This is a genomic window from Streptomyces sp. NPDC111507 (genome assembly GCF_055638955.1).
In genome coordinates this window covers 1-18665 of record NZ_JBVKBU010000022.1, presented here as the reverse complement: position 1 = coordinate 18665, position 18665 = coordinate 1, and the positions used below count along the sequence as shown (strand labels likewise).

Genomic DNA, 18665 nt, shown 5'->3' with positions numbered 1-18665 from the left:
CACCCTATGGCGCCGACGGCTCCCCGAGCACCACGATTTCGGCGGCCTCGAACGCCACGCCGACCTCGTCACCGGGCGCGGGCGCCTCCCGCAGCGCGCACGCCGCTTCAATGGGCGGCGCGTCTTCCGGCTTCAGCTGTACGGCGACGTGGGTGCCCCGGAAGGTGCGTGCGGCCACGGTGCAGCGCAGCCCGTCCGCGGGGTCGACCAGCCGCACCCCGGCGGGCCGTACGAGAAGCGTGCCAGGGCCCTGCGCGGTGCCCTCCGGCACCGGGACCCTCCCCCACGGGGTGTCCGCGAGCCGATCGCGCACCGTCGCCGCGACCACGTTGTCGAAGCCGAGGAAACGGGCCACGAACTCGTCCGCCGGGTGCTGCCAGACCTCAAGTGGCGTACCGGACTGGGCGATCCGTCCCTCACGCATCACCACGACCCGGTCGGCGAGCGCGAAGGCCTCGCCCTGGTCGTGGGTGACGGCGAGCACCGTCGTGCCCAACTCGCCGAAGAGCTGCCGGAGTTCGACGACCAGCCGTTCCCGCAACGAACGGTCCAGCTGGCCGAGCGGCTCGTCGAGCATCAGCAGCCGGGGACACGGGGCGAGCGCACGGGCCAGCGCGACCCGCTGCTGCTCACCGCCGGAGAGGGCGGCGACGGCGCGTGCGCGGGCTCCGGGCAGCCCCACCAGCTCCAGCAACTCCTCGACTCGTGCGCCCTGTTGCTCCTTCGACGCGCCCTGCATCCGCAGCCCGAAGGCGACATTGCCGCCCACGTCCCGCTGCGGGAAGAGCTGGTGGTCCTGGAACATCAGCCCGACACCCCGCTTGTGCGCGGGCACCCCTGCCTGGTCGCGTCCCGCCAGGAGCACGCGGCCCGTGTCGAGCGACTGCAGTCCGGCCACCGCCCGCAGCAGCGTGGACTTGCCGCTGCCGCTCGGTCCGAGCACACACACGATCTCGTGCTCGGCGACGTCGAGGCCGACGGCGTCGAGCACCGGCCGACCGCCGAAACGTACGGTCGCGGCCTCGACCTTCAGCAGGGCCTCGCGCGTCCGGGGCTGTGTCAGGGCCTGGGTCTGGGTCCGGGCCTGGGCCTGGGCCTGGGCCTGGGCCTGGATCCGGGGATGCTCCGTCGTCACCTCCTGCGCCTCCTGCGTCGCTTGCTTCGCGAGTCGCGCCATCAGAACTCCCCCGTCCGGTCGGTGCGGATGCGTTCCAACAGCAGCAGGGCCACCGCGCACACCACCATCAAGATCGTCGAAAGGGCCATCGCCTGGCCGTAGTTGAGGTCACCCGCGCGCCCGAGCAGCCGGGCCACGGCGACGGGCAGGGTCGGGTTGTCGGGCCGCGCGATGAAGACCGTCGCCCCGAACTCGCCCAGTGACACGGCGAAGGCGAACCCCGCCGCGATCAGCAGCGCCCGCCGCACCAACGGCAGATCGACCTCCCGCCACACCCGCCAGGGCGAGGCTCCGAGGACGGCGGCGGCCTCCCGGAGCCGGCCGTCCACCGCCCGCAGCACCGGCAGCATGGTGCGTACGACGAAGGGGACGCCCACCAGAGCCTGCGCGAGCGGCACCAGGATCCAGGAGGAGCGCAGATCCAGCGGCGGTTCGTCGAGCGCGATCAGGAAGCCGAACCCGACGGTCACGGCGGACACGCCGAGCGGCAGCATCAGCAGCGCGTCGAAACCCCGTACGAGACGCCCGGTACGCCGCGTGAGCGCGGCGGCCGCGAGACCGCCGATCACTACGGCGATGGCGGTGGCGGCCAGCGCGTACTCCAGCGAGTTGCCGATCGCCGCGATCGGCGCCACCAGGAAGATGCCGCTGTCGGCCGAGGTCAACGCCTTGTAGTACGCGAATCCATAACCGCCGGGTGCGTCCAGGGAACGCTGGACCAGTACCCCGAGCGGCAGGACGAGAAGAACGAGGATGCTCGCCAGGACCCCGCCCAGCAGCGCCCACTGGCCGGCCCCGCGCGGCCTGCGCACGGTCACCTCCGGGGCCACCAGGCGCAGGGCGGTCTCCCGGCGGCGTACGGTCCAGGCGTGCACGGCGAGGATCGCTCCGACCGCCACGAACTGGACGATCGTCAGCACCGCCGCGGTCGCGAGGTCGAAGATCTCCGAGGTCTGCCGGTAGATCTCGACCTCGAGGGTGGAGAAGGTCGGCCCGCCGAGGATCTGCACCACACCGAACGAGGTGAAGGTGAAGAGGAAGACCATGAGCGCGGCGGCGGCCACGGCCGGGCTCAGTGCCGGCAGCGTCACCTTGCGCCAGGCCGCGAACCGGGAGGCACCCAGCATCCGCGCGGCCTCCTCCTGACGCGGGTCGAGCTGCGACCAGAGGCCACCGACGGTCCGTACGACCACCGCGTAGTTGAAGAAGACGTGCGCGAGCAGAATCGCCCAGACGGTGGTGTCCAGCCGTACACCCCACAGCTGGTCGAGGAGTCCGCCCCGGCCCACCAGGGCAAGGAACGCCGTACCGACCACGACCGTCGGCAGTACGAACGGGACGGTCACCACCGCCCGCAGCACCTGCTTGCCCCTGAAATCGAAGCGCGCGAAGACATACGCGCCGGGGAGCGCGACCAGCAGCGTGAGCGCCGTGGAGGCGAGCGCCTGCCAGGTGGTGAACCACAGGACGTGCCGGATGTCGGACTGCGCGAGCACCTCACCGATCCGTCCGAACCGCCAGACCCCGTCGATCTTGAGGCCACGGGCGACGATCGCGGTGACGGGATAGGCGAAGAAGACGGCGAAGAACGCGACGGGCAGGGCCATCAGCCCCATCCGCGTCGCGCTCTCCTTGCGGCTCCTTCGAGGCGCTACTTCAGTACGAGCGAGGTCCACGACTTGACCCACTGGTCACGGTTGCCGGCGATCTTGGCGGGGGCCAGGGTCTCGGGGTCCTTGGCCTGCGGGCCGAACTTCACGAACTCCTCGGGCACCTGGGCGGTCTCGCGGACCGGGTACACGAACATGTTCAGCGGCATGTCGTCCTGGAATTTGACGCTGATGAGGAAGTCGAGAAGGGCCTTGCCGCCCTTGGTGTTCTTCGCGTTGCTCAGCAGCCCCGCGTACTCGACCTGGCGGAAGCAGGTGCCGCTCGCGACCCCGGTCGGCGCGGTCTTCGGCTTCGGGTCGGCGTAGATCACCTCGGCGGGCGGGGAGGAGGCGTAGGAGACGACCAGCGGCCGGTCGGCCTTGGCCTTCTTGCCGCCCGCGGACCCGGAGAACTCGTCGTTGTAGGCCTGCTCCCAGCCGTCGACCACCTTCACGCCGTTGGCCTTGAGCTTCTTCCAGTAGTCCTGCCAGCCGTCGTCCCCGTACTTCGCGGCGGTCCCGAGCAGGAAGCCGAGGCCGGGCGAGGACGTGCCCGCGTTCTCGGTGACGAGGAGGTTCTTGTACGCGGGCTTGATCAGGTCGTCGAAGGAGGCCGGCGGGGCCAGCTTGTGCTTGCTGAAGTAGGCCTTGTCGTAGTTGACGCAGATGTCACCGGAGTCGATGGGCGTGACCCGGTGCCTGTCCTGGTCGATCCGGTACTGCTGGACGATCTGGTCGGAGCCCTTGGCCTCGTACGACTGGAACAGCCCGTTGTCGAGCGCGCGGGACAGCAGGGTGTTGTCGACGCCGAAGAAGACGTCGCCCTGCGGGTTGTCCTTGGTGAGGATGGCCTTGTTGACGGCCTGCCCGGCGTCGCCGTCCTTGAGGACCCTGACCTTGTACCCGGACTGCTTCTCGAAGTCCTCCAGCACGCTCTTCGACACGGCCCACGAGTCGTGGCTGACGAGCGTGATGGTCTTGGAGTCCCCGGCACCGCCGCTGCCGGAGGACCCGCACGCGGACAGCGTGACGAGGCCCAGCCCGATGACGGCGGCCGTGGTCGTCCTCTTGGTGATCACTGAATTCCTCCTGGGATGACCAGGAAGAGACGCGGCCCTGCCCGGGATCCTCGGAAGGTTCCCGGGCAGGGCGCAACAGCTTGAGTGATGCCCGAACTTCCTACCCAGAATGACCTGGGCAAGGTTCAGAGGGTCTGCGGCCCACCGGTGCTCCGGCTACCGCACTCTCAGCGCTGTGGCGCTCCCCTGTCGGAATATGAAGATGTGGTTGGACCTCGCCAGATTACCGCTCGGTGGCGGCGAGCTGACCACAGGCTCCGTCGATCTCCTGGCCCCGGGTGTCCCGGACGGTCACCGGCACCCCGTGAGCCGCGATCGCCTCGACGAAGGCCTTCTCGTCCTCGGGCCGCGAGGCGGTCCACTTCGAACCCGGTGTCGGGTTCAGCGGGATGAGGTTGACGTGTACGGGCTTGCCCCTGAGCAGCCGCCCGAGCCGGTCACCACGCCATGCCTGGTCGTTGATGTCCCGGATGAGGGCGTACTCGATGGAGAGCCGGCGCCCGGACTTGGCCGCGTACTCCCAGCCGGCGTCCAGCACCTCGCGCACCTTCCACCGCGTGTTGACGGGGACGAGGGTGTCGCGCAGCTCGTCGTCCGGGGCGTGCAGCGAGATGGCGAGGCGGCACTTGAAGCCCTCGTCGGAGAACCGGTGGATGGCGGGCACCAGCCCGACCGTCGACACGGTGATCCCACGCTGCGAGAGCCCGAGCCCGTCCGGCTCGGGGTCGGTGAGCGCGCGGATGGCGCCCACCACTCGCTTGTAGTTGGCGAGCGGCTCGCCCATGCCCATGAAGACGATGTTGCTCAGCCGCGCCGGGCCGCCCGGGATCTCGCCGTCCCTGAGGGCCCGCATCCCGTCCACGATCTGGTGCACGATCTCGCCCGTGGACAGGTTCCGGTCCAGCCCGGCCTGTCCGGTGGCGCAGAACGGGCAGTTCATCCCGCAGCCCGCCTGCGAGCTGATGCACATGGTCACCCGGTCCGGGTAGCGCATCAGCACGGACTCGACGAGCGTGCCGTCGAACAGGCGCCACAGAGTCTTGCGGGTGGTGTCCTGGTCGGTCGACAGATGCCGCACGACCGTCATCAGCTCGGGAAGCAGCGCCTCCTGGAGCTTGCCGCGCGCGGCGGCCGGGATGTCCGTCCACTCCGCGGGGTCGTGCGCGTACCGCGCGAAGTAGTGCTGCGAGAGCTGCTTGGCGCGAAACGGCTTCTCACCGATCGCGGCAACCGCCTCTTTGCGCTCGGCGGGCGTGAGGTCGGCGAGGTGCCGCGGCGGCTTCTTGGCTCCGCGGGGGGCGACGAATGTGAGTTCTCCGGGTGCTGGCATAACACGACCAGTGTGGCAGATCATCTCCGGGGCCCCAGGCCAGAGCGGGGTGGGGGTGGTCACCCGTGGGTGCCGTCTGTCAGCTTTGGTCGGCCTCGCACGGCCCAGGGACGGCCCAGAAGACTGCCCGCTCGTCGCCGACATGATCCAGATCGCGTCCGCCCAGGGCCGTCTCCGCGAGAGCGAGGCCGCCGCCACAGGCGCTGGCGCTCAGCGACCGTGTCACCGAACTGCCTCCACCAAGTTCCTGCCTTCGCCATTCGACGCAGGCGGTCGGACACCCCTTTCATTGAGACATCACAGCAAAATGCGCGAATATAGCTGAAGAGGCTGTTTTGGTTTGCGCCAGGGAGCCACGGATGGACGCCTCGGACGAACTTCATCGAAGGGCTTGCCCGTCGGCTCTTCTGACGCTGGACGGTGCCCTGCGCGACCTCAACGCTGCTATGGCCACGGCGCTGGGCAGGCCGGCGGAGCAGTGCCTGGGACGTGACTTCGTGGACCTGTGGCCTGCAAGCCAGCGGATGTCGGCGGAAAATCTGGTGGCCCACGCCGCCAGGGCGGATGCGGTCGCGATGCGGGAGCTGCACTTTCCCGGGAAACATGGAATACCCGTTACCTGTTTGTTTGAGGCGCGACTAGTGAAGGATCCCGCCGGTGACAAGCGGCTGATAGGGGTGCGCGCCCTGGATGCACGAAACGACCTGGCCAGCCTGCTGATCCCGTTCCGGCTGGCCACCGCGGCCGCCGGCCTCGGCCTGTGGATGTATTCACCCGAGAGGGACCAGATGGAGTGGCTCGGTGGCCTACCCAGCCTGGTCGCGCTCGTCCCGGATCCAAATACGTCGATGTCCAAAGTAATCTCGGCAATACACCCCGACGACAGGGAGGCCTTCCGGCAGCTCCTGCGCTCGGCCTCCGTCCAGCGGTCCCCCTGGGTGAGGCAGCGGTACCACACCGCGCACGACGGCTGGCACCGGCTGGCCGTTCAGGTCAGTCGGCTCCAGCTGGGCTTTGACGGCCCCGAACGGATCTTCCTGGTGGTCCGCGACGACACCAAGCAGGAGAAGCGCAAGCAGAAGGCGCAGGCCGCGCTGACTGCCGAGCGACAGCGCGCCAAGGACATCGCCGACTTCTCCTCCGCTTTGATCACCGCAGCCACGGAGCAGGAACTGCAGCAGGTCGTCCTGACCCGGCTCGCCGCGACCCTCGGCGCCTTCGGCGCCGTGCTCGCACTCGTCGACGACAACCGCCTGTGCATCTCCACCGATGCCAGGAGAGACATGCACGCGGTCGCGGCCCTGCACGGCCTGCGGCTGGACCAGCCGATCCCGCTGTCCGAGGCCATCCGTACCGGCAAGCCGCAGTTCATCACCGACCGGGAGGACTTCAACCGCCGCTGGCCGCATGCCCCACTTCTGCAGTTCCTCCATCTCGGCTCCGACTACGCCCTCTCGATCACCCCCCTCAGCGAGCCCGGCGATCAGCCACTCGGGGCCTGGTCGATGCTCTACCCCCGCGGATACCTGTTGCCCCTGGATGAGCAGACCCTCGTGGGCACGCTGGCCCGCCTGGCCGGCCAGGCACTCAAGCGGATCAGGTTGCAACAGGCACACGTCGAGCTGGCCACGGCGCTGCAGCAGACCATGCTCCCCACGCTGCCCGAGCACCTCCCGGGCCTTGAGGTCGCCGCCCGCTACCAACCCAGCCGGGACGGGCTGGACATCGGCGGGGACTGGTACGACGCCTTCATGATGCCCGACGGCGCGATCGCACTGGAGATCGGCGACGTCCAGGGGCACGACGTGGACGCCGCCGCCGTCATGGGACAGGTCCGCTTGTCCCTGCGCGCGATCGCCGCCCAGGAACCGGATCCTGGAACCGTGCTGACCCGCACCAACGAGCTACTCGTCACGACCGCCCCCGCACGATTCGCCAGCTGCACCCTGCTGCACATCGACCCGCACGATGGACAGGTCACCGGCACCAGCGCCGGCCATGTGCCGCTGCTGTGCGCACACAGAGACGGCAGCCACGAGGTCCGCGAGCTGCCGGGCGGGCCGGTTTTGGGAGTCGTGCCCGGTACCGAGTACGGCGAGGAGACCTTCACCCTGGACGAAGACAGCGTGCTGGTCATGGTCACCGACGGCGTGGTGGAGGGACCGGGCCTGACGCTGGAGGACGGACTGGAGCGAGCGGGAACGCTGGCCGCCCAGGCCGTCCACGACGGGCTGGACGCCGAGGAGACCGCCGACCGCATCCTCGACGCCGCGATCGCGGTCGACCACCTCGACGACGTGGCCGTGCTGGCCATACGACGCACATGACGACGCCCGCGTCCTGCCACCCCTCTATGCGGGCCCCACTGCAAGACCTGGTGCTCATTCGCCGAGCGGTGAGTCCTCGACGACTGAGCCAATCGCTTGACTGGTGAGAGAGTCGCGCGCGACTGCTGGCGATCGATTCCGGTCGCGACGGTTGCTGTACCTCGCTGCTGTACGACGGGAAGGGTTCTGCTTGGATCAGTCGATGATTTCAGCAGGCACACCGGACGAGACACGAGAGAGAGCAGAGCTCGCGGTCTGGTTCGGCGGGGCCTCCTTGGCATGCTGGTTCTGCTGCCCGTTCTGGATACTGGTCAGCTTCGTCTCGCTCCCCATGGCACTCGTCGGGCTCGTGCGGGCCCGTGTGGAGTACCACGCATCAAAGTCGGGCCGAGCAAGTAGGACGCGATCTGTAGTGGGTGCCGTGCTGTCCCTCCTGGGGGCAGCAGCGGCGATCACCTACATGATCTTTCTGGCCAACCATCCTGATCTTCCCGTCCAGGAGTAGCAGGCGAATAGCCACCGCTTTAGGAGCGAGGTGGGGCAATCACAGACGTGACCAGGGGATACCTACCTTGGGCGGACGCCAGCCGAATTGGCCCCGGCGAACCCCGAGTTCCCGTGAGTCCCCGTCCGTTCCGGCACGAGAGTGGCACGGTCCGGGGTCGTGCCGTAGCTCCTCGATGCGAACTATGCAGCGGGCACGGCCGAGGGCTTCCGTGGTCGGCTGCTCAACTCAGTTGACCGGAGGAGCCGCGGTTGCTCTACTGCGATGCCGGACCGGGGAGGACCTGTGGCAGAACTGCCGGAGAGTGTAGATCGCGACATTCTGGCGGGGCTCACCATCCTCGCAGTGAAGGCGATTCGTGAGGCACAAGGATGCCCGCTCCGCGAAGCGGTTGATCTTTACCATCAGCGCTACGAAGAGCTTCATCCTGAGCCGGTCTCAGCCCAGGAAGCTCCCCGGCCCCGCGTGCTGCGGTTCGAGGAGGATGGCTCTTTGGTTGTGCTTGAGGGACTGCAAGACGGTCAGTAGCCGAAGGCTTAGGCATGGCCATGCCAGTGACGCAGATCGACTTGGGCGACCTGGGCCGCGAGCTGTGCAGGGCGCCGTCCTTGGCAGCTGGAGTGGGTTGTCCGCGTCGTTCGCGATGTTCACAGACCCATGCTGCGGGTGACCGCCGTGCGCCCGATCACGCGTCCGGCCAGGTGTCCGGCGCGGTCGGGGCGGTTGCCGGGACGGCCGGTTCGTTGGGTCATTTGAGGGTATTTGCCTTATATGAGTACTGCATCGATGTATTTGGCGGAGCCCAGCGGTCTGATCAGCCTGGCGCTGTTCTTGATCGCCGTGGCACTCATCACACTCCTGGGTGGCAGCTTCTGGCTGAGCTGCCGTATGCGTACCCGCGCACCGCGTCTGCCCCGCGCGGAGGAACAGCCGCATGTGCCGCAGGGGGGCCCGGTCCGCGAGATGCGGGAAGTCCGGGAGCCCGCCGAGGTACCCAAGGTGGCCAAGGGCCAGCACGCTCTCACCCCGTACGAGCTGACCCACATGTCGACCCGCACGAGCCCGTCGCAGAAGCGAGAGCGCTGGCACGACGGCGGCAGCGGCTCGTTCGGCAGCGGTGGACTGGGGCATCACTGACCCCGGGCCGTCGGCCACTCGTCGGAAAGCCGTTGGCCACTCGCCGAAACGGCGTCGGCCACACGACGAAAAGGGGCCCGCCGTCACCATGGACGACGAGCCCCTCACCGACATGCGCGCAGATCAGCCGGATCCCACGAAGAGCACCAGCAGCAGCCAGACCACCGGCGCCGTCGGCAGGAGCGAGTCCAGCCGGTCCATGATGCCGCCGTGGCCCGGCAACAAGGTGCCCATGTCCTTGATGCCCAGGTCCCGCTTGATCATGGACTCGCCGAGGTCGCCGAGCGTGGCGGTGGCCGCGACCGCGAAGCCCAGGATCAGCCCCTGCCACCACGTGCCGTCCGCGATCAGGTACTGCATGCACAGCGCGCCCCCGACCATCGCGAAGGTGACCGCTCCGAACAGGCCCTCACGGGTCTTGCCGGGGCTGATGCGCGGCGCCAGCTTGTGCTTGCCGAAGCGCCAGCCGATCGCGTACGCGCCCGTGTCGCTGACGACCGTCAGCAGCAGGAACGTCAGGACGCGGCGCGGACCGTCGTCGGCGGTCAGCATCATGGCCACGAACGTCGCCAGGAACGGCACGTAGAAGGCCGCGAAAACGCCCGCCGTGACGTCCTTGAGATAACCCTCGGGCGGTTCCGTCATCCGCCAGACCAGGACCGCCAGCGCGGTGAGCGCCATCGCCACCCATGCGCCCTCGGCGCCCCGGACGTAGCCGGAGACGACCATCGCCGCACCGCCCACCGCGAGCGGGACGAGCGGCGCCTTGATGCCCTTGCGCTCCTCGAGCCGTGACGTGAGCTCCCACAGGCCCACCACCACGGCGACCGCTATGACCCCGACGAACACGGCCTTGACGACGAACAACGACGCGACGATCACCGCACCGAGCCCGACGCCGACCCCTATCGCGGCACCCAGATCGCGTCCCGCACTCTTCTTCTGCGGTGCGGGGGCGGGCTGTGGGACGGGGCTGGGCATGGGCTCCTGCGGCTTCTGCGACGGGGTCCCGAGGGATCCCGCCGACGGGGTGTCGTCGCGGAACAGGGGGCCACTCAGCCGAGCGGCCCCCCGGTCGTCATCCTGGTCTCCGCCGTGTGCGGGTACGCCGGGCACGATGGGCATGGGGCGAGTCTGCTGCGCGTTATGCGCATCGTATGCGGGACCCGCCGGGGCTGCCCCCTGGACAGGCCCCTGCTCGGACGGCCCCCAGTACCCGGCTTGTGGCGGCGCCCCCCAGGAAGAGTCGTTCATCAGACCTCGAGCAGCTCCGCTTCCTTGTGCTTCAGGAGCTCGTCCACCTGAGCGACGTACTTCGCGGTGGTGTCGTCGAGCTCCTTCTCCGCGCGACGGCCCTCGTCCTCGCCGACCTCGCCGTCCTTGATCAGCTTGTCGATGGTGTCCTTGGCCTTGCGGCGGACCGAGCGGATGGACACCTTGGCGTCCTCGCCCTTGGTCTTGGCGACCTTGATGTAGTCCTTGCGGCGCTCCTCGGTCAGCTCGGGGAACACCACTCGGATGATGTTGCCGTCGTTGCTCGGGTTGACGCCCAGGTCGGAGTCGCGGATCGCCTGCTCGATGTTGCGCATCGCGCTCTTGTCGAACGGGGTCACCACGGCCATGCGCGGCTCCGGCACCGAGAACGAGGCCAGCTGGTTGATCGGCGTCAGCGCGCCGTAGTAGTCGGCCACGATCTTGTTGAACATCGCCGGGTGCGCACGGCCGGTGCGGATCGCGGCGAAGTCCTCCTTGGCGACCACGACGGCCTTCTCCATCTTCTCCTCGGCCTCGAGGAGGGTCTCTTCGATCACCACTTGCTCCTGCGTGTCTTGAGTAGGCCCGGCAGCTGCTCCTCGTCGGGGTGGCGGCCGGCTGCGTCGCGTCTTATTCCTGCACGGTTCCGGACCGGCAGGACATTGTCCATCCCCCGGTCAGGGTCCGTCCTCGGCCCGGGCTTGTCCCCGGCCGAGGTCGGTCCCGGTCACGCCCGGCCGCTTTGGTCACCCACAAGTGTGCCGATCTTCTCACCCTTGACGGCCCGAGCGATATTGCCCTCCGCCAGGAGCTCGAAGACCAGGATCGGCAGCTTGTTGTCGCGGCACAGCGTGATGGCGGTCATGTCGGCGACCTTGAGGTCGCGCGTGATGACCTCGCCGTAGCCGAGCGAGTCGAACTTGACGGCCTCGGGGTTGGTCTTGGGGTCGGAGTCGTAGACCCCGTCCACGCCGTTCTTGCCCATCAGCAGGGCCTCGGCGTCGATCTCCAGGGCGCGCTGGGCGGCGGTGGTGTCGGTGGAGAAGTACGGCATGCCCATACCGGCGCCGAAGATGACCACACGGCCCTTCTCCAGGTGCCGTACGGCGCGCAGCGGGATGTACGGCTCGGCGACCTGGCCCATGGTGATGGCGGTCTGCACGCGGCTGTCGATGCCCTCCTTCTCCAGGAAGTCCTGGAGGGCGAGGCAGTTCATGACCGTGCCGAGCATGCCCATGTAGTCGGACCGGGCCCGGTCCATGCCGCGCTGCTGGAGCTCGGCGCCGCGGAAGAAGTTGCCGCCGCCGATGACGACGGCGATCTGGGCGCCGCCGCGCACGACAGCCGCGATCTCGCGGGCGATCTTGTGCACCACGTCGGGGTCGACGCCCAGTCCGCCGCCTCCGGCGAACGCCTCACCGGAAAGCTTCAGCAGAAAGCGGCCCGCGCCTTTGCCGTCGTCGGTCTTCTCGCCCTTGTCGGCCTGGGTGGTGGTCATGGAGATCTCCTCATGGTGCACATACGAAGAAGGCCATTGCCGGTGGGGTGTTGTCTCCCATACGCGGCAATGGCCTCCTCGTCAGATCTGCTGTCGTCCGTCACGCACGCGCGCGTGTCGGCGTACGCGGACGACTGCTGCCGACCCTATAGGGGTCGCGCGTCGATCGCGGTACGGACTCAGATGCCGACCTTGATGCGCACGAAGCGCTTCAGGGTGACACCGGCCTCGTCCAGGACCTTCTGGACGGACTTCTTGTTGTCGAGCGCGTACGGCTGACCGAGGAGGGTGGCCTCCTTGAAGAAGCCGTTGACGCGACCCTCGACGATCTTCGGGAGGGCGGCCTCGGGCTTGCCCTCGGCGCGGGTGGTCTCCTCGGCGACGCGGCGCTCGGACTCGACGATCTCGGCCGGGACGTCCTCCTTGGAGAGGTACTTCGGCGCGAAGGCGGCGATGTGCTGCGCGACACCCTTGGCGAGGTCGGCATCGGCCTTGTCCAGCTCGACCAGGACACCGATCTGCGGGGGCAGGTCGGGCATGGTGCGGTGCATGTACGCGGTCACGTAGGCACCGGAGAACTGGGCGAAGCGGTCCAGGACGATCTTCTCGCCCAGGTTGGCGTTGGCCTCGTCGACGAACGCCTGAACCGTCTTGCCGGGCACGATCTCGGAGCCGAGCAGCGCCTCGAGGTCGGCCGGCGACGTCTTGACGACGTGCTGGGCGATCTCGTTGGCGACGGCCTGGAACTTCTCACCCTTGGCGACGAAGTCCGTCTCGCACTTCAGCTCGACCAGGACACCGGAGGTGTTGTCGTCAGCGATGATGGAGACCACGGCGCCGTTCTCGGCGGAGCGGCCTTCGCGCTTGGCGACGCCCTTCTGGCCCTTGATGCGCAGCTCTTCGACGGCCTTGTCGACGTTGCCGTCGGCCTCGTCCAGCGCCTTCTTGCAGTCCATCATGCCGGCGCCGGTGAGCTCACGGAGCTTCTTGACGTCGGCGGCGGTGTAGTTCGCCATGATTCCTGGAATCTCTCTCGAAGTCTGAAGATCTACGGGCCGAACGGCGGGGGCTCGTTGTGCCCCCGCCGTTCGTGACCCGAAGGGGTGAGGGGTCAGGCCTGCTCGGCGTCCGCGGCCGGGGCCTCGGCGACGGGGGCCTCGGCGGCCGGGGCCTCGACAACGGCCTCGGCCTCGGCGACAACCTCGGCCTGCTCGGCGTCGGCGACCTTCTCCGTCTCGGCGGAGGTCTGGACCTCGGCGTCGTCGGCCTTCTTCTCGCCCTCGAGCAGGTCGCGCTCCCAGGCGGCGAGCGGCTCGCCCGCGGCCTTGTCACCCTCGGCCTTGCCGGCACCGGAGCGGGAGATGAGGCCCTCGGCGACGGCGTCGGCGATCACGCGGGTGAGCAGGGTGACGGAGCGGATCGCGTCGTCGTTGCCCGGGATCTTGTAGTCGACCTCGTCGGGGTCGCAGTTGGTGTCGAGGATGGCGACGACCGGGATGTTGAGCTTCCGGGCCTCACCGACCGCGATGTGCTCCTTCTTGGTGTCCACGATCCAGACGGCGCTGGGCACCTTCTGCATCTCGCGGATACCACCGAGGGTCTTCTCCAGCTTGGCCTTCTCGCGCGAGAGCACGAGAAGCTCCTTCTTGGTCAGACCGGAAGCGGCGACGTCCTCGAAGTCGATCTGCTCGAGCTCCTTGAGGCGCTGCAGACGCTTGTAGACGGTGGAGAAGTTGGTGAGCATGCCGCCCAGCCAGCGCTGGTTGACGTAGGGCATGCCGACGCGGGTGGCCTGCTCGGCGATGGCCTCCTGCGCCTGCTTCTTCGTGCCGACGAACATGACCGTGCCGCCGTGGGCGACGGTCTCCTTGACGAACTCGTAGGCGCGGTCGATGTACGACAGCGACTGGAGCAGGTCGATGATGTAGATGCCGTTGCGCTCCGTGAAGATGAAGCGCTTCATCTTCGGGTTCCAGCGACGGGTCTGGTGACCGAAGTGGACGCCGCTTTCCAGCAGCTCCCGCATCGTGACGACGGCCATGGCCGTTCTCCTTGGTGTTCTCGGTTGTGCCGCGCGTGCCGGACGGCACTCGCGCCTGACGCCCGCGATGCGCCTTGCCACGAGGGACCGAGAGGCGCTGACACCGGCTTTTGATGGCCGGGTGTCGGGGCGTGCGAAGTCGACCCGGTGACCCGGATCGCCACGAGAAGTGTACGGGACCCGGAAGGTGCAGGGTGACGCCGCTGTCCACAACCGGCCGGTGGTCCACAGATCCCGGCCATGATCCGTCAGATGCGGGACCGTTCTCGCATGCGAGCGAAACGATGTGTGCGCACGTGGCTGGGGTTGCTGTTGGGGATGACGGTGGCCGTGCTGGGTGCGCTGACCCCCTCAGCCCTGGCCCGGGCGAACGGTCCGGCGCCGCCGTCTCCCGCCGGTCCACCGGCCCCCGACACGACGGTTGTGCCGCTCGCCCGCCTCTGGCCGGTGGGTCTGCGCCCCTCGGTGCTGCGGGGGTGGGACCCGCCGGCGACGCCCTACGCCCGCGGCCATCGCGGGGTGGACCTCGCGGCTCCCCCGGGCTCCCCCGTCCGCTCCGTCGCGGCCGGCCGCGTCTCCTTCGCGGGGCGGGTCGCGGGGCGTGGCGTGGTCGCCGTCGAACTGACGGGCACGGGCGCTCCGCCCTTGCGCACCACCTTCACCCCGGTACGGGCGACGGTGCACCAGGGCGACGAGGTGGCCGCGGGCGAGGTACTGGGCACGCTCGAAGCGGGCGACGCCCACTGCGGTACGCCCTGCCTGCACTGGGGCCTGCGAAGGGACAGAACCTACTTGAACCCCCTGTCCCTGCTCCCACCCTGGCTCCTGCACAGAGACCCGTCCCGCCTGCTCCCGGTGACGAGCGCGCAGCGGTGAGAAACGGGAGAAGCACTGGCCGCGGCCAGTGCTTCAGGCCTGACTGCCGGGCTTGGGCGGACACAGCCCGTACCCATCCGCGGGCAGGGGAGGCTTCTCCCTCCGCAAGGGCAAGGGGGGCGGCGTCTTCGAACAAAGCCGGGCCGGGCCTCGCCGCACCGTCTGCCCCGTGGCCCGTCGCCGGGCGCCGGGCGCCGGGCACCCGGTACGCAGGGGCTCAGCCGCGTACGCCCCGCAGCGCCATCCCCACCGCGGCGTCCGTGATCACGCCGGGCTCCTCCGCGGCCCCCAGCTCGATCCTCCGGACCGCCGCGTCGACCACGCCCTGAAGGAGCATCGCGGCCAGCCGGGGTTCAGCGTGACCCATCTGCCGCAGCGCGTCGACGATCATCGCGACCAGCCCGCCGTGCGCCGCGCGGATCTTCTCCCGGGCCCCGGCATCGAGCTCACTCGCGGAGATGGCCACGACAGCCCGGTGCCGCCGGTCCCCGACCAGCGCCAACTGCTGTCGAACGTACGCCTCGACCTTGCCCTCGGGCCCGTCCGCCGCGGCCATCGCCGCCGAGACCTCCGCGGCCCAGACCGGAAAGTCCACCTCACACAGCTCTTCGACCACGGCCGCCCGGGAGCGGAAGTACTCGTACACGGAGGATCGCGCGAGCCCCGTGCGCTCGGCGAGGGCCGGGAAGGTCAGCGCCTCCGTCCCGCCCTCGGACAGCAGGGACCGGGCCGCGTCCAGCAGGGCGGCTCGCTGCATCGACCGGTGCTCGGCCACGGAGGCCGCTCGAATCCTTGGCACGCCCTCCACTTTACGGACGGACCGCCCCGGACGGCAGTCACTCCCACCACCCGGCAGGAACGCGCAAGCGAGGGGAGCGACCAGGCAGGGACGATTCAGCAGCTTGCCCCGCTCGAGGTCAGCGCCCGAAACTCGCCAGCTTGGCGCGCAACTGCAACACCGACTTGGTGTGGATCTGGCTCACCCGGCTCTCCGTCACTCCCAGCACGTTCCCGATCTCCGCGAGCGTCAGGCCCTCGTAGTAGTAGAGCGTGACCACGGTCTTCTCCCGCTCCGGCAACGTGTTGATCGCCCGTGCCAGAAACCTCCGCAGCTCCCGGTCCTCGGCGACCTCCACCGGATTGTCCGCCGCGGTGTCCTCCAGCGTGTCCATCAGACTCAGCCGGCCACCGCCCTCACCGCCGACGTGCAGCAGCTCCTCCAGCGCCACCACGTTGGCCAGCGACAACTGGCTGAAGACCGCGTGGAGTTCCTCCACCCCGATCCCCATCTCGGAGGCCACCTCACCCTCCGACGGCGTGCGCCGCAGCCGAGCCTCGAGCGTCGCGTACGCACGCTCCACATTGCGCGCCTTCTGCCGCACCGACCGGGGGATCCAGTCCAGCGCCCGCAACTCGTCGATCATCGCGCCCCGGATCCGCGTGATCGCGTACGTCTCGAACTTGATCTCCCGCTCGATGTCGAACTTCTCGATCGCGTCGATCAGCCCGAACACCCCCGACGAGACGAAGTCGGCCTGCTCCACATTGGCCGGCAGACCCACGCTCACCCGCCCGGCGACGTACTTCACCAGCGGTGAGTAGTGGAGGATCAACTGCTCACGCAGCCGCTCGTCCCCCGTCGCCTTGTACGACCGCCACAACTCGTCGAGCGTCGAGGGAGCGGGCGGGCGCACGCTACCGCCGTCGCGGGCGGCTGGGGGGATCGCCGCCCGATCGGACCCGGAGGTGTGCTGGGGCATTCGTCGCCTTGTGCCGTTCTGCCGTGAACTGGGGGTACCTGGGTGAGCTGTCGCGCTGATGTCGAGTTGCCTGTCCTGCGTCGGAATCCACGTGAGCGTAGCGTGACTGGAGCGTCGCAGTGCGCGAAGGGGAGCGGATCAGCCGTGCGCAGATACGTTCCGCTGTGCGTCCCTCGGGGGCACGTTCGTCGCCCTCCGTGATCACCGAGAGACATCAACTGCGGGAATTGCCAAGGCTGTCGGCGTTCGCCCGGACGGCCGAACACGCTCGGTCAACACCCGCGACGATCACCGCGGACCGAGATCATTGCCTGGCGTGTCAACTTCCAGCCGTCGCCGTGTCGTTCGACGAAACCAAGTGATCGGAGTTCGTACAGCCTCCCGACCGCGTCGTCCGTGGTGGTTCCCGCCCCGCGGGCGATGTCCTCCGCTCCCGCCAGACCGCGCGCCGGCAGCGCGGCCAGCACACGTCCGGCACCCGGATCCAGCAGGTCGCGCGGCAGCACGGGCCCGCGCCGGTCCGGGGCCAGCTCACCGATGTCGCCCACCAGTTCGGCGACGTCCGCGGCGTCGGTGACCAGGACCGCTTCCCCGCGCAACAGCTCGTGCACCCCGGCCGACAGCCCGCTGGTGACGGGGCCCGGCACCCCCATCGCGAACCGCCCCAGCCGCTGCGCCGCCCGCGCCGTGACCAGCGCGCCACTGCGGTAGGCGGCCTCGACGACCACGGTCCCCCGGGTGAGCGCGGCGATGACCCGGTTCCTGAGGATGAATCTGCTCGGCGTGGGGTGGTCGCCCGGCGGCAACTCCCCCACGACCAGGCCCTGTTCGGCGATCCGGGTGATCAACTCGGTATGCCCGCGCGGATAGGGCCGGTCGACTCCGCAGGCCAGCACGGCGACGGTGGCGCCGCCCGCCCCGAGGGCGCCCCGGTGCGCGGCGCCGTCCACCCCGTAGGCACCGCCCGACACCACCACCCAGCCCCGCTCGGCGAGCCCGGCACCGAGCGTGGCCGCCATATGGGCGCCGTACTCGGTACAGGCCCGGGCTCCGACCACGGCGACCGAGCGCAGCGCCCATATCCGCAGGCTGGACCGCCCCCGTACCCACAGGCCGGTGGGGCGCGTGTCGCCGAGGTCGTCGAGTTGCGCCGGCCACTCGGGGTCCCCCGGGCACACGAACCGGGTCCCGGCCTCCCGCGCCACCGCGAGGTCCCGCTCCGGATCCGCCCGCTCCGCCCGGGCCCGCAGTCCCGCCCAGCGCTTGTCCGTCACTCCCCGAGGTTGCTCGCCGCCCGCGACGAGCCGCCGGACCGCCTCCTCGGCACCGACCGCCCGCAGCCAGCGTCCGCAGACCTCGTCGCCCGGTTCGATCACCCGCGCGAGGAAGGCCCGCTGGAACCTCTCGTCCTCCTGGCTCACGACAGCGCGCCGATCGCCATCGGTACCCCACGGGGGACCCCGGTGCGCAGTTGCAGGGCGAGGGCGACGTCCGTCGCGCCGGGTCGGTCGTGTCCCACCAGGTCCGCGACGGTCCAGGCGACACGCAGCACCCGGTCGAGGCCGCGGGCGGTCAGGGCACCTCGCTCAAGGCTCCGCTCAGCCTCGTCCATCGCGCCCAGGGACGCGTACCAGCGGCTGCGCAGCTCCCGGCCTGGCACTTCGCTGTTCGTCCGCCAGGGCGTGCCCGCCAGCCGCACGGCGGCCCGCTCCCTGGCCGCCCGCACCCGGTCGGCGACCGTCTCGGTGGATTCGCCCCGCGCACCGCGCTCGGTCAGCTCGGACCGGGTGACGCGGTCCACCTCGACCCGCAGGTCGACGCGGTCGAGCAGCGGCCCGGAGAGCCTGGCCTGGTAGCGGCGGATCATGGAGGGCGGGCACTCGCACAGGTCGTCCCGCTGCGAGAAACGGCCGCAGGGACAGGGGTTCGCCGCCAGCTTGTGAACGGGGTTTGTGTCTGACCGTTGACCGCATCGGCGTCAGCGGAGGCGAGTGACTGTTTGCTGGGCTTCGAGTGCCTCTCGGAAGCGGAC

The 18665-nt window shown here is 69.5% G+C and carries 16 protein-coding genes and 1 pseudogene; 4 read left to right on the top strand and 13 right to left on the bottom strand.

The genetic code is table 11. The features are described from left to right. Positions 1-4 precede the first annotated feature (4 nt). The 4 genes from ACZ7M2_RS46560 to rlmN form a co-directional block, all read right to left on the bottom strand. The gene (locus ACZ7M2_RS46560; RefSeq protein WP_471600431.1) at positions 5-1177 is read right to left on the bottom strand and encodes an ABC transporter ATP-binding protein; all 1173 of its coding nucleotides are present in this window, start codon (positions 1175-1177) and stop codon (positions 5-7) included. Next, on the bottom strand, positions 1177-2853 hold the full coding sequence (locus ACZ7M2_RS46555; protein ID WP_471600430.1) for an ABC transporter permease: 1677 nt from the start codon (positions 2851-2853) through the stop codon (positions 1177-1179). Before ACZ7M2_RS46555 ends, ACZ7M2_RS46560 begins: the two co-directional genes overlap by 1 nt. Next, positions 2829-3902 (bottom strand): thiamine ABC transporter substrate-binding protein, encoded by a 1074-nt coding sequence (locus tag ACZ7M2_RS46550; protein WP_471600510.1) that lies wholly within the window; start codon positions 3900-3902, stop codon positions 2829-2831. The genes ACZ7M2_RS46555 and ACZ7M2_RS46550 overlap by 25 nt, the downstream gene beginning before the upstream one ends. A 226-nt stretch (positions 3903-4128) precedes the next feature. Next, positions 4129-5235, bottom strand: a complete 1107-nt coding sequence (gene rlmN, locus ACZ7M2_RS46545) for a dual-specificity RNA methyltransferase RlmN (RefSeq protein ID WP_099920438.1) — start codon at positions 5233-5235, stop codon at positions 4129-4131. Between the two features lie 359 nt (positions 5236-5594). Here rlmN and ACZ7M2_RS46540 point away from each other — a divergent pair, with 359 nt between their 5' ends. The 3 genes from ACZ7M2_RS46540 to ACZ7M2_RS46530 all read left to right on the top strand — a co-directional run bounded on the left by ACZ7M2_RS46540 (position 5595) and on the right by ACZ7M2_RS46530 (position 9204). Next, positions 5595-7562 (top strand): SpoIIE family protein phosphatase, encoded by a 1968-nt coding sequence (locus tag ACZ7M2_RS46540; protein ID WP_471600429.1) that lies wholly within the window; start codon positions 5595-5597, stop codon positions 7560-7562. A gap of 790 nt (positions 7563-8352) precedes the next feature. Further along, positions 8353-8595 carry a hypothetical protein gene (locus tag ACZ7M2_RS46535; protein ID WP_471600428.1) on the top strand — a complete coding sequence of 81 codons (243 nt, stop codon included), beginning with the start codon at positions 8353-8355 and terminating at the stop codon, positions 8593-8595. 243 nt (positions 8596-8838) lie between these two features. Further along, complete coding sequence (locus tag ACZ7M2_RS46530; RefSeq protein ID WP_097286414.1) at positions 8839-9204, top strand: DUF6479 family protein; 366 nt, start codon at positions 8839-8841, stop codon at positions 9202-9204. Between the two features lie 123 nt (positions 9205-9327). Here the strand turns inward: ACZ7M2_RS46530 and ACZ7M2_RS46525 are convergent, their stop codons facing one another. The 5 genes from ACZ7M2_RS46525 to rpsB all read right to left on the bottom strand — a co-directional run bounded on the left by ACZ7M2_RS46525 (position 9328) and on the right by rpsB (position 13997). Then, positions 9328-10458 carry a phosphatidate cytidylyltransferase gene (locus tag ACZ7M2_RS46525; protein WP_471600427.1) on the bottom strand — a complete coding sequence of 377 codons (1131 nt, stop codon included), beginning with the start codon at positions 10456-10458 and terminating at the stop codon, positions 9328-9330. Continuing rightward, positions 10458-11015: a ribosome recycling factor gene (gene frr / locus ACZ7M2_RS46520; RefSeq protein ID WP_067371376.1), complete on the bottom strand. Its 558-nt coding sequence runs from the start codon at positions 11013-11015 to the stop codon at positions 10458-10460. Before frr ends, ACZ7M2_RS46525 begins: the two co-directional genes overlap by 1 nt. Before the next feature lie 170 nt (positions 11016-11185). Then, a complete protein-coding gene (gene pyrH, locus ACZ7M2_RS46515; RefSeq protein WP_054235346.1) occupies positions 11186-11956 on the bottom strand; it encodes a UMP kinase in 771 nt (256 codons plus the stop codon). Between the two features lie 179 nt (positions 11957-12135). Further along, complete coding sequence (tsf, locus tag ACZ7M2_RS46510) at positions 12136-12972, bottom strand: translation elongation factor Ts (protein ID WP_403693526.1); 837 nt, start codon at positions 12970-12972, stop codon at positions 12136-12138. 95 nt (positions 12973-13067) lie between these two features. Continuing rightward, positions 13068-13997: a 30S ribosomal protein S2 gene (gene rpsB / locus ACZ7M2_RS46505; RefSeq protein WP_099920447.1), complete on the bottom strand. Its 930-nt coding sequence runs from the start codon at positions 13995-13997 to the stop codon at positions 13068-13070. Positions 13998-14267: 270 nt separating this feature from the next. On the opposite strand from rpsB, the gene ACZ7M2_RS46500 reads away from it, so the two are divergent. Continuing rightward, positions 14268-14873 (top strand): murein hydrolase activator EnvC family protein, encoded by a 606-nt coding sequence (locus ACZ7M2_RS46500; protein ID WP_471600426.1) that lies wholly within the window; start codon positions 14268-14270, stop codon positions 14871-14873. Positions 14874-15090: 217 nt separating this feature from the next. Here ACZ7M2_RS46500 and ACZ7M2_RS46495 read toward each other — a convergent pair whose 3' ends face one another. The 4 genes and pseudogenes from ACZ7M2_RS46495 to ACZ7M2_RS46480 form a co-directional block, all read right to left on the bottom strand. Next, positions 15091-15648 (bottom strand): TetR/AcrR family transcriptional regulator, encoded by a 558-nt coding sequence (locus ACZ7M2_RS46495; RefSeq protein WP_054235350.1) that lies wholly within the window; start codon positions 15646-15648, stop codon positions 15091-15093. A gap of 142 nt (positions 15649-15790) precedes the next feature. After that, positions 15791-16633: an RNA polymerase sigma factor WhiG gene (gene whiG / locus ACZ7M2_RS46490; RefSeq protein ID WP_067371119.1), complete on the bottom strand. Its 843-nt coding sequence runs from the start codon at positions 16631-16633 to the stop codon at positions 15791-15793. Positions 16634-16905: 272 nt separating this feature from the next. Continuing rightward, positions 16906-18054: a DNA-processing protein DprA gene (gene dprA / locus ACZ7M2_RS46485; protein WP_471600425.1), complete on the bottom strand. Its 1149-nt coding sequence runs from the start codon at positions 18052-18054 to the stop codon at positions 16906-16908. Then, a pseudogene (locus ACZ7M2_RS46480) lies at positions 18051-18569 on the bottom strand (magnesium chelatase subunit ChlI family protein); the annotation flags it as partial. The pseudogene ACZ7M2_RS46480 and the gene dprA, both read right to left, overlap by 4 nt. Positions 18570-18665: the final 96 nt, after the last annotated feature.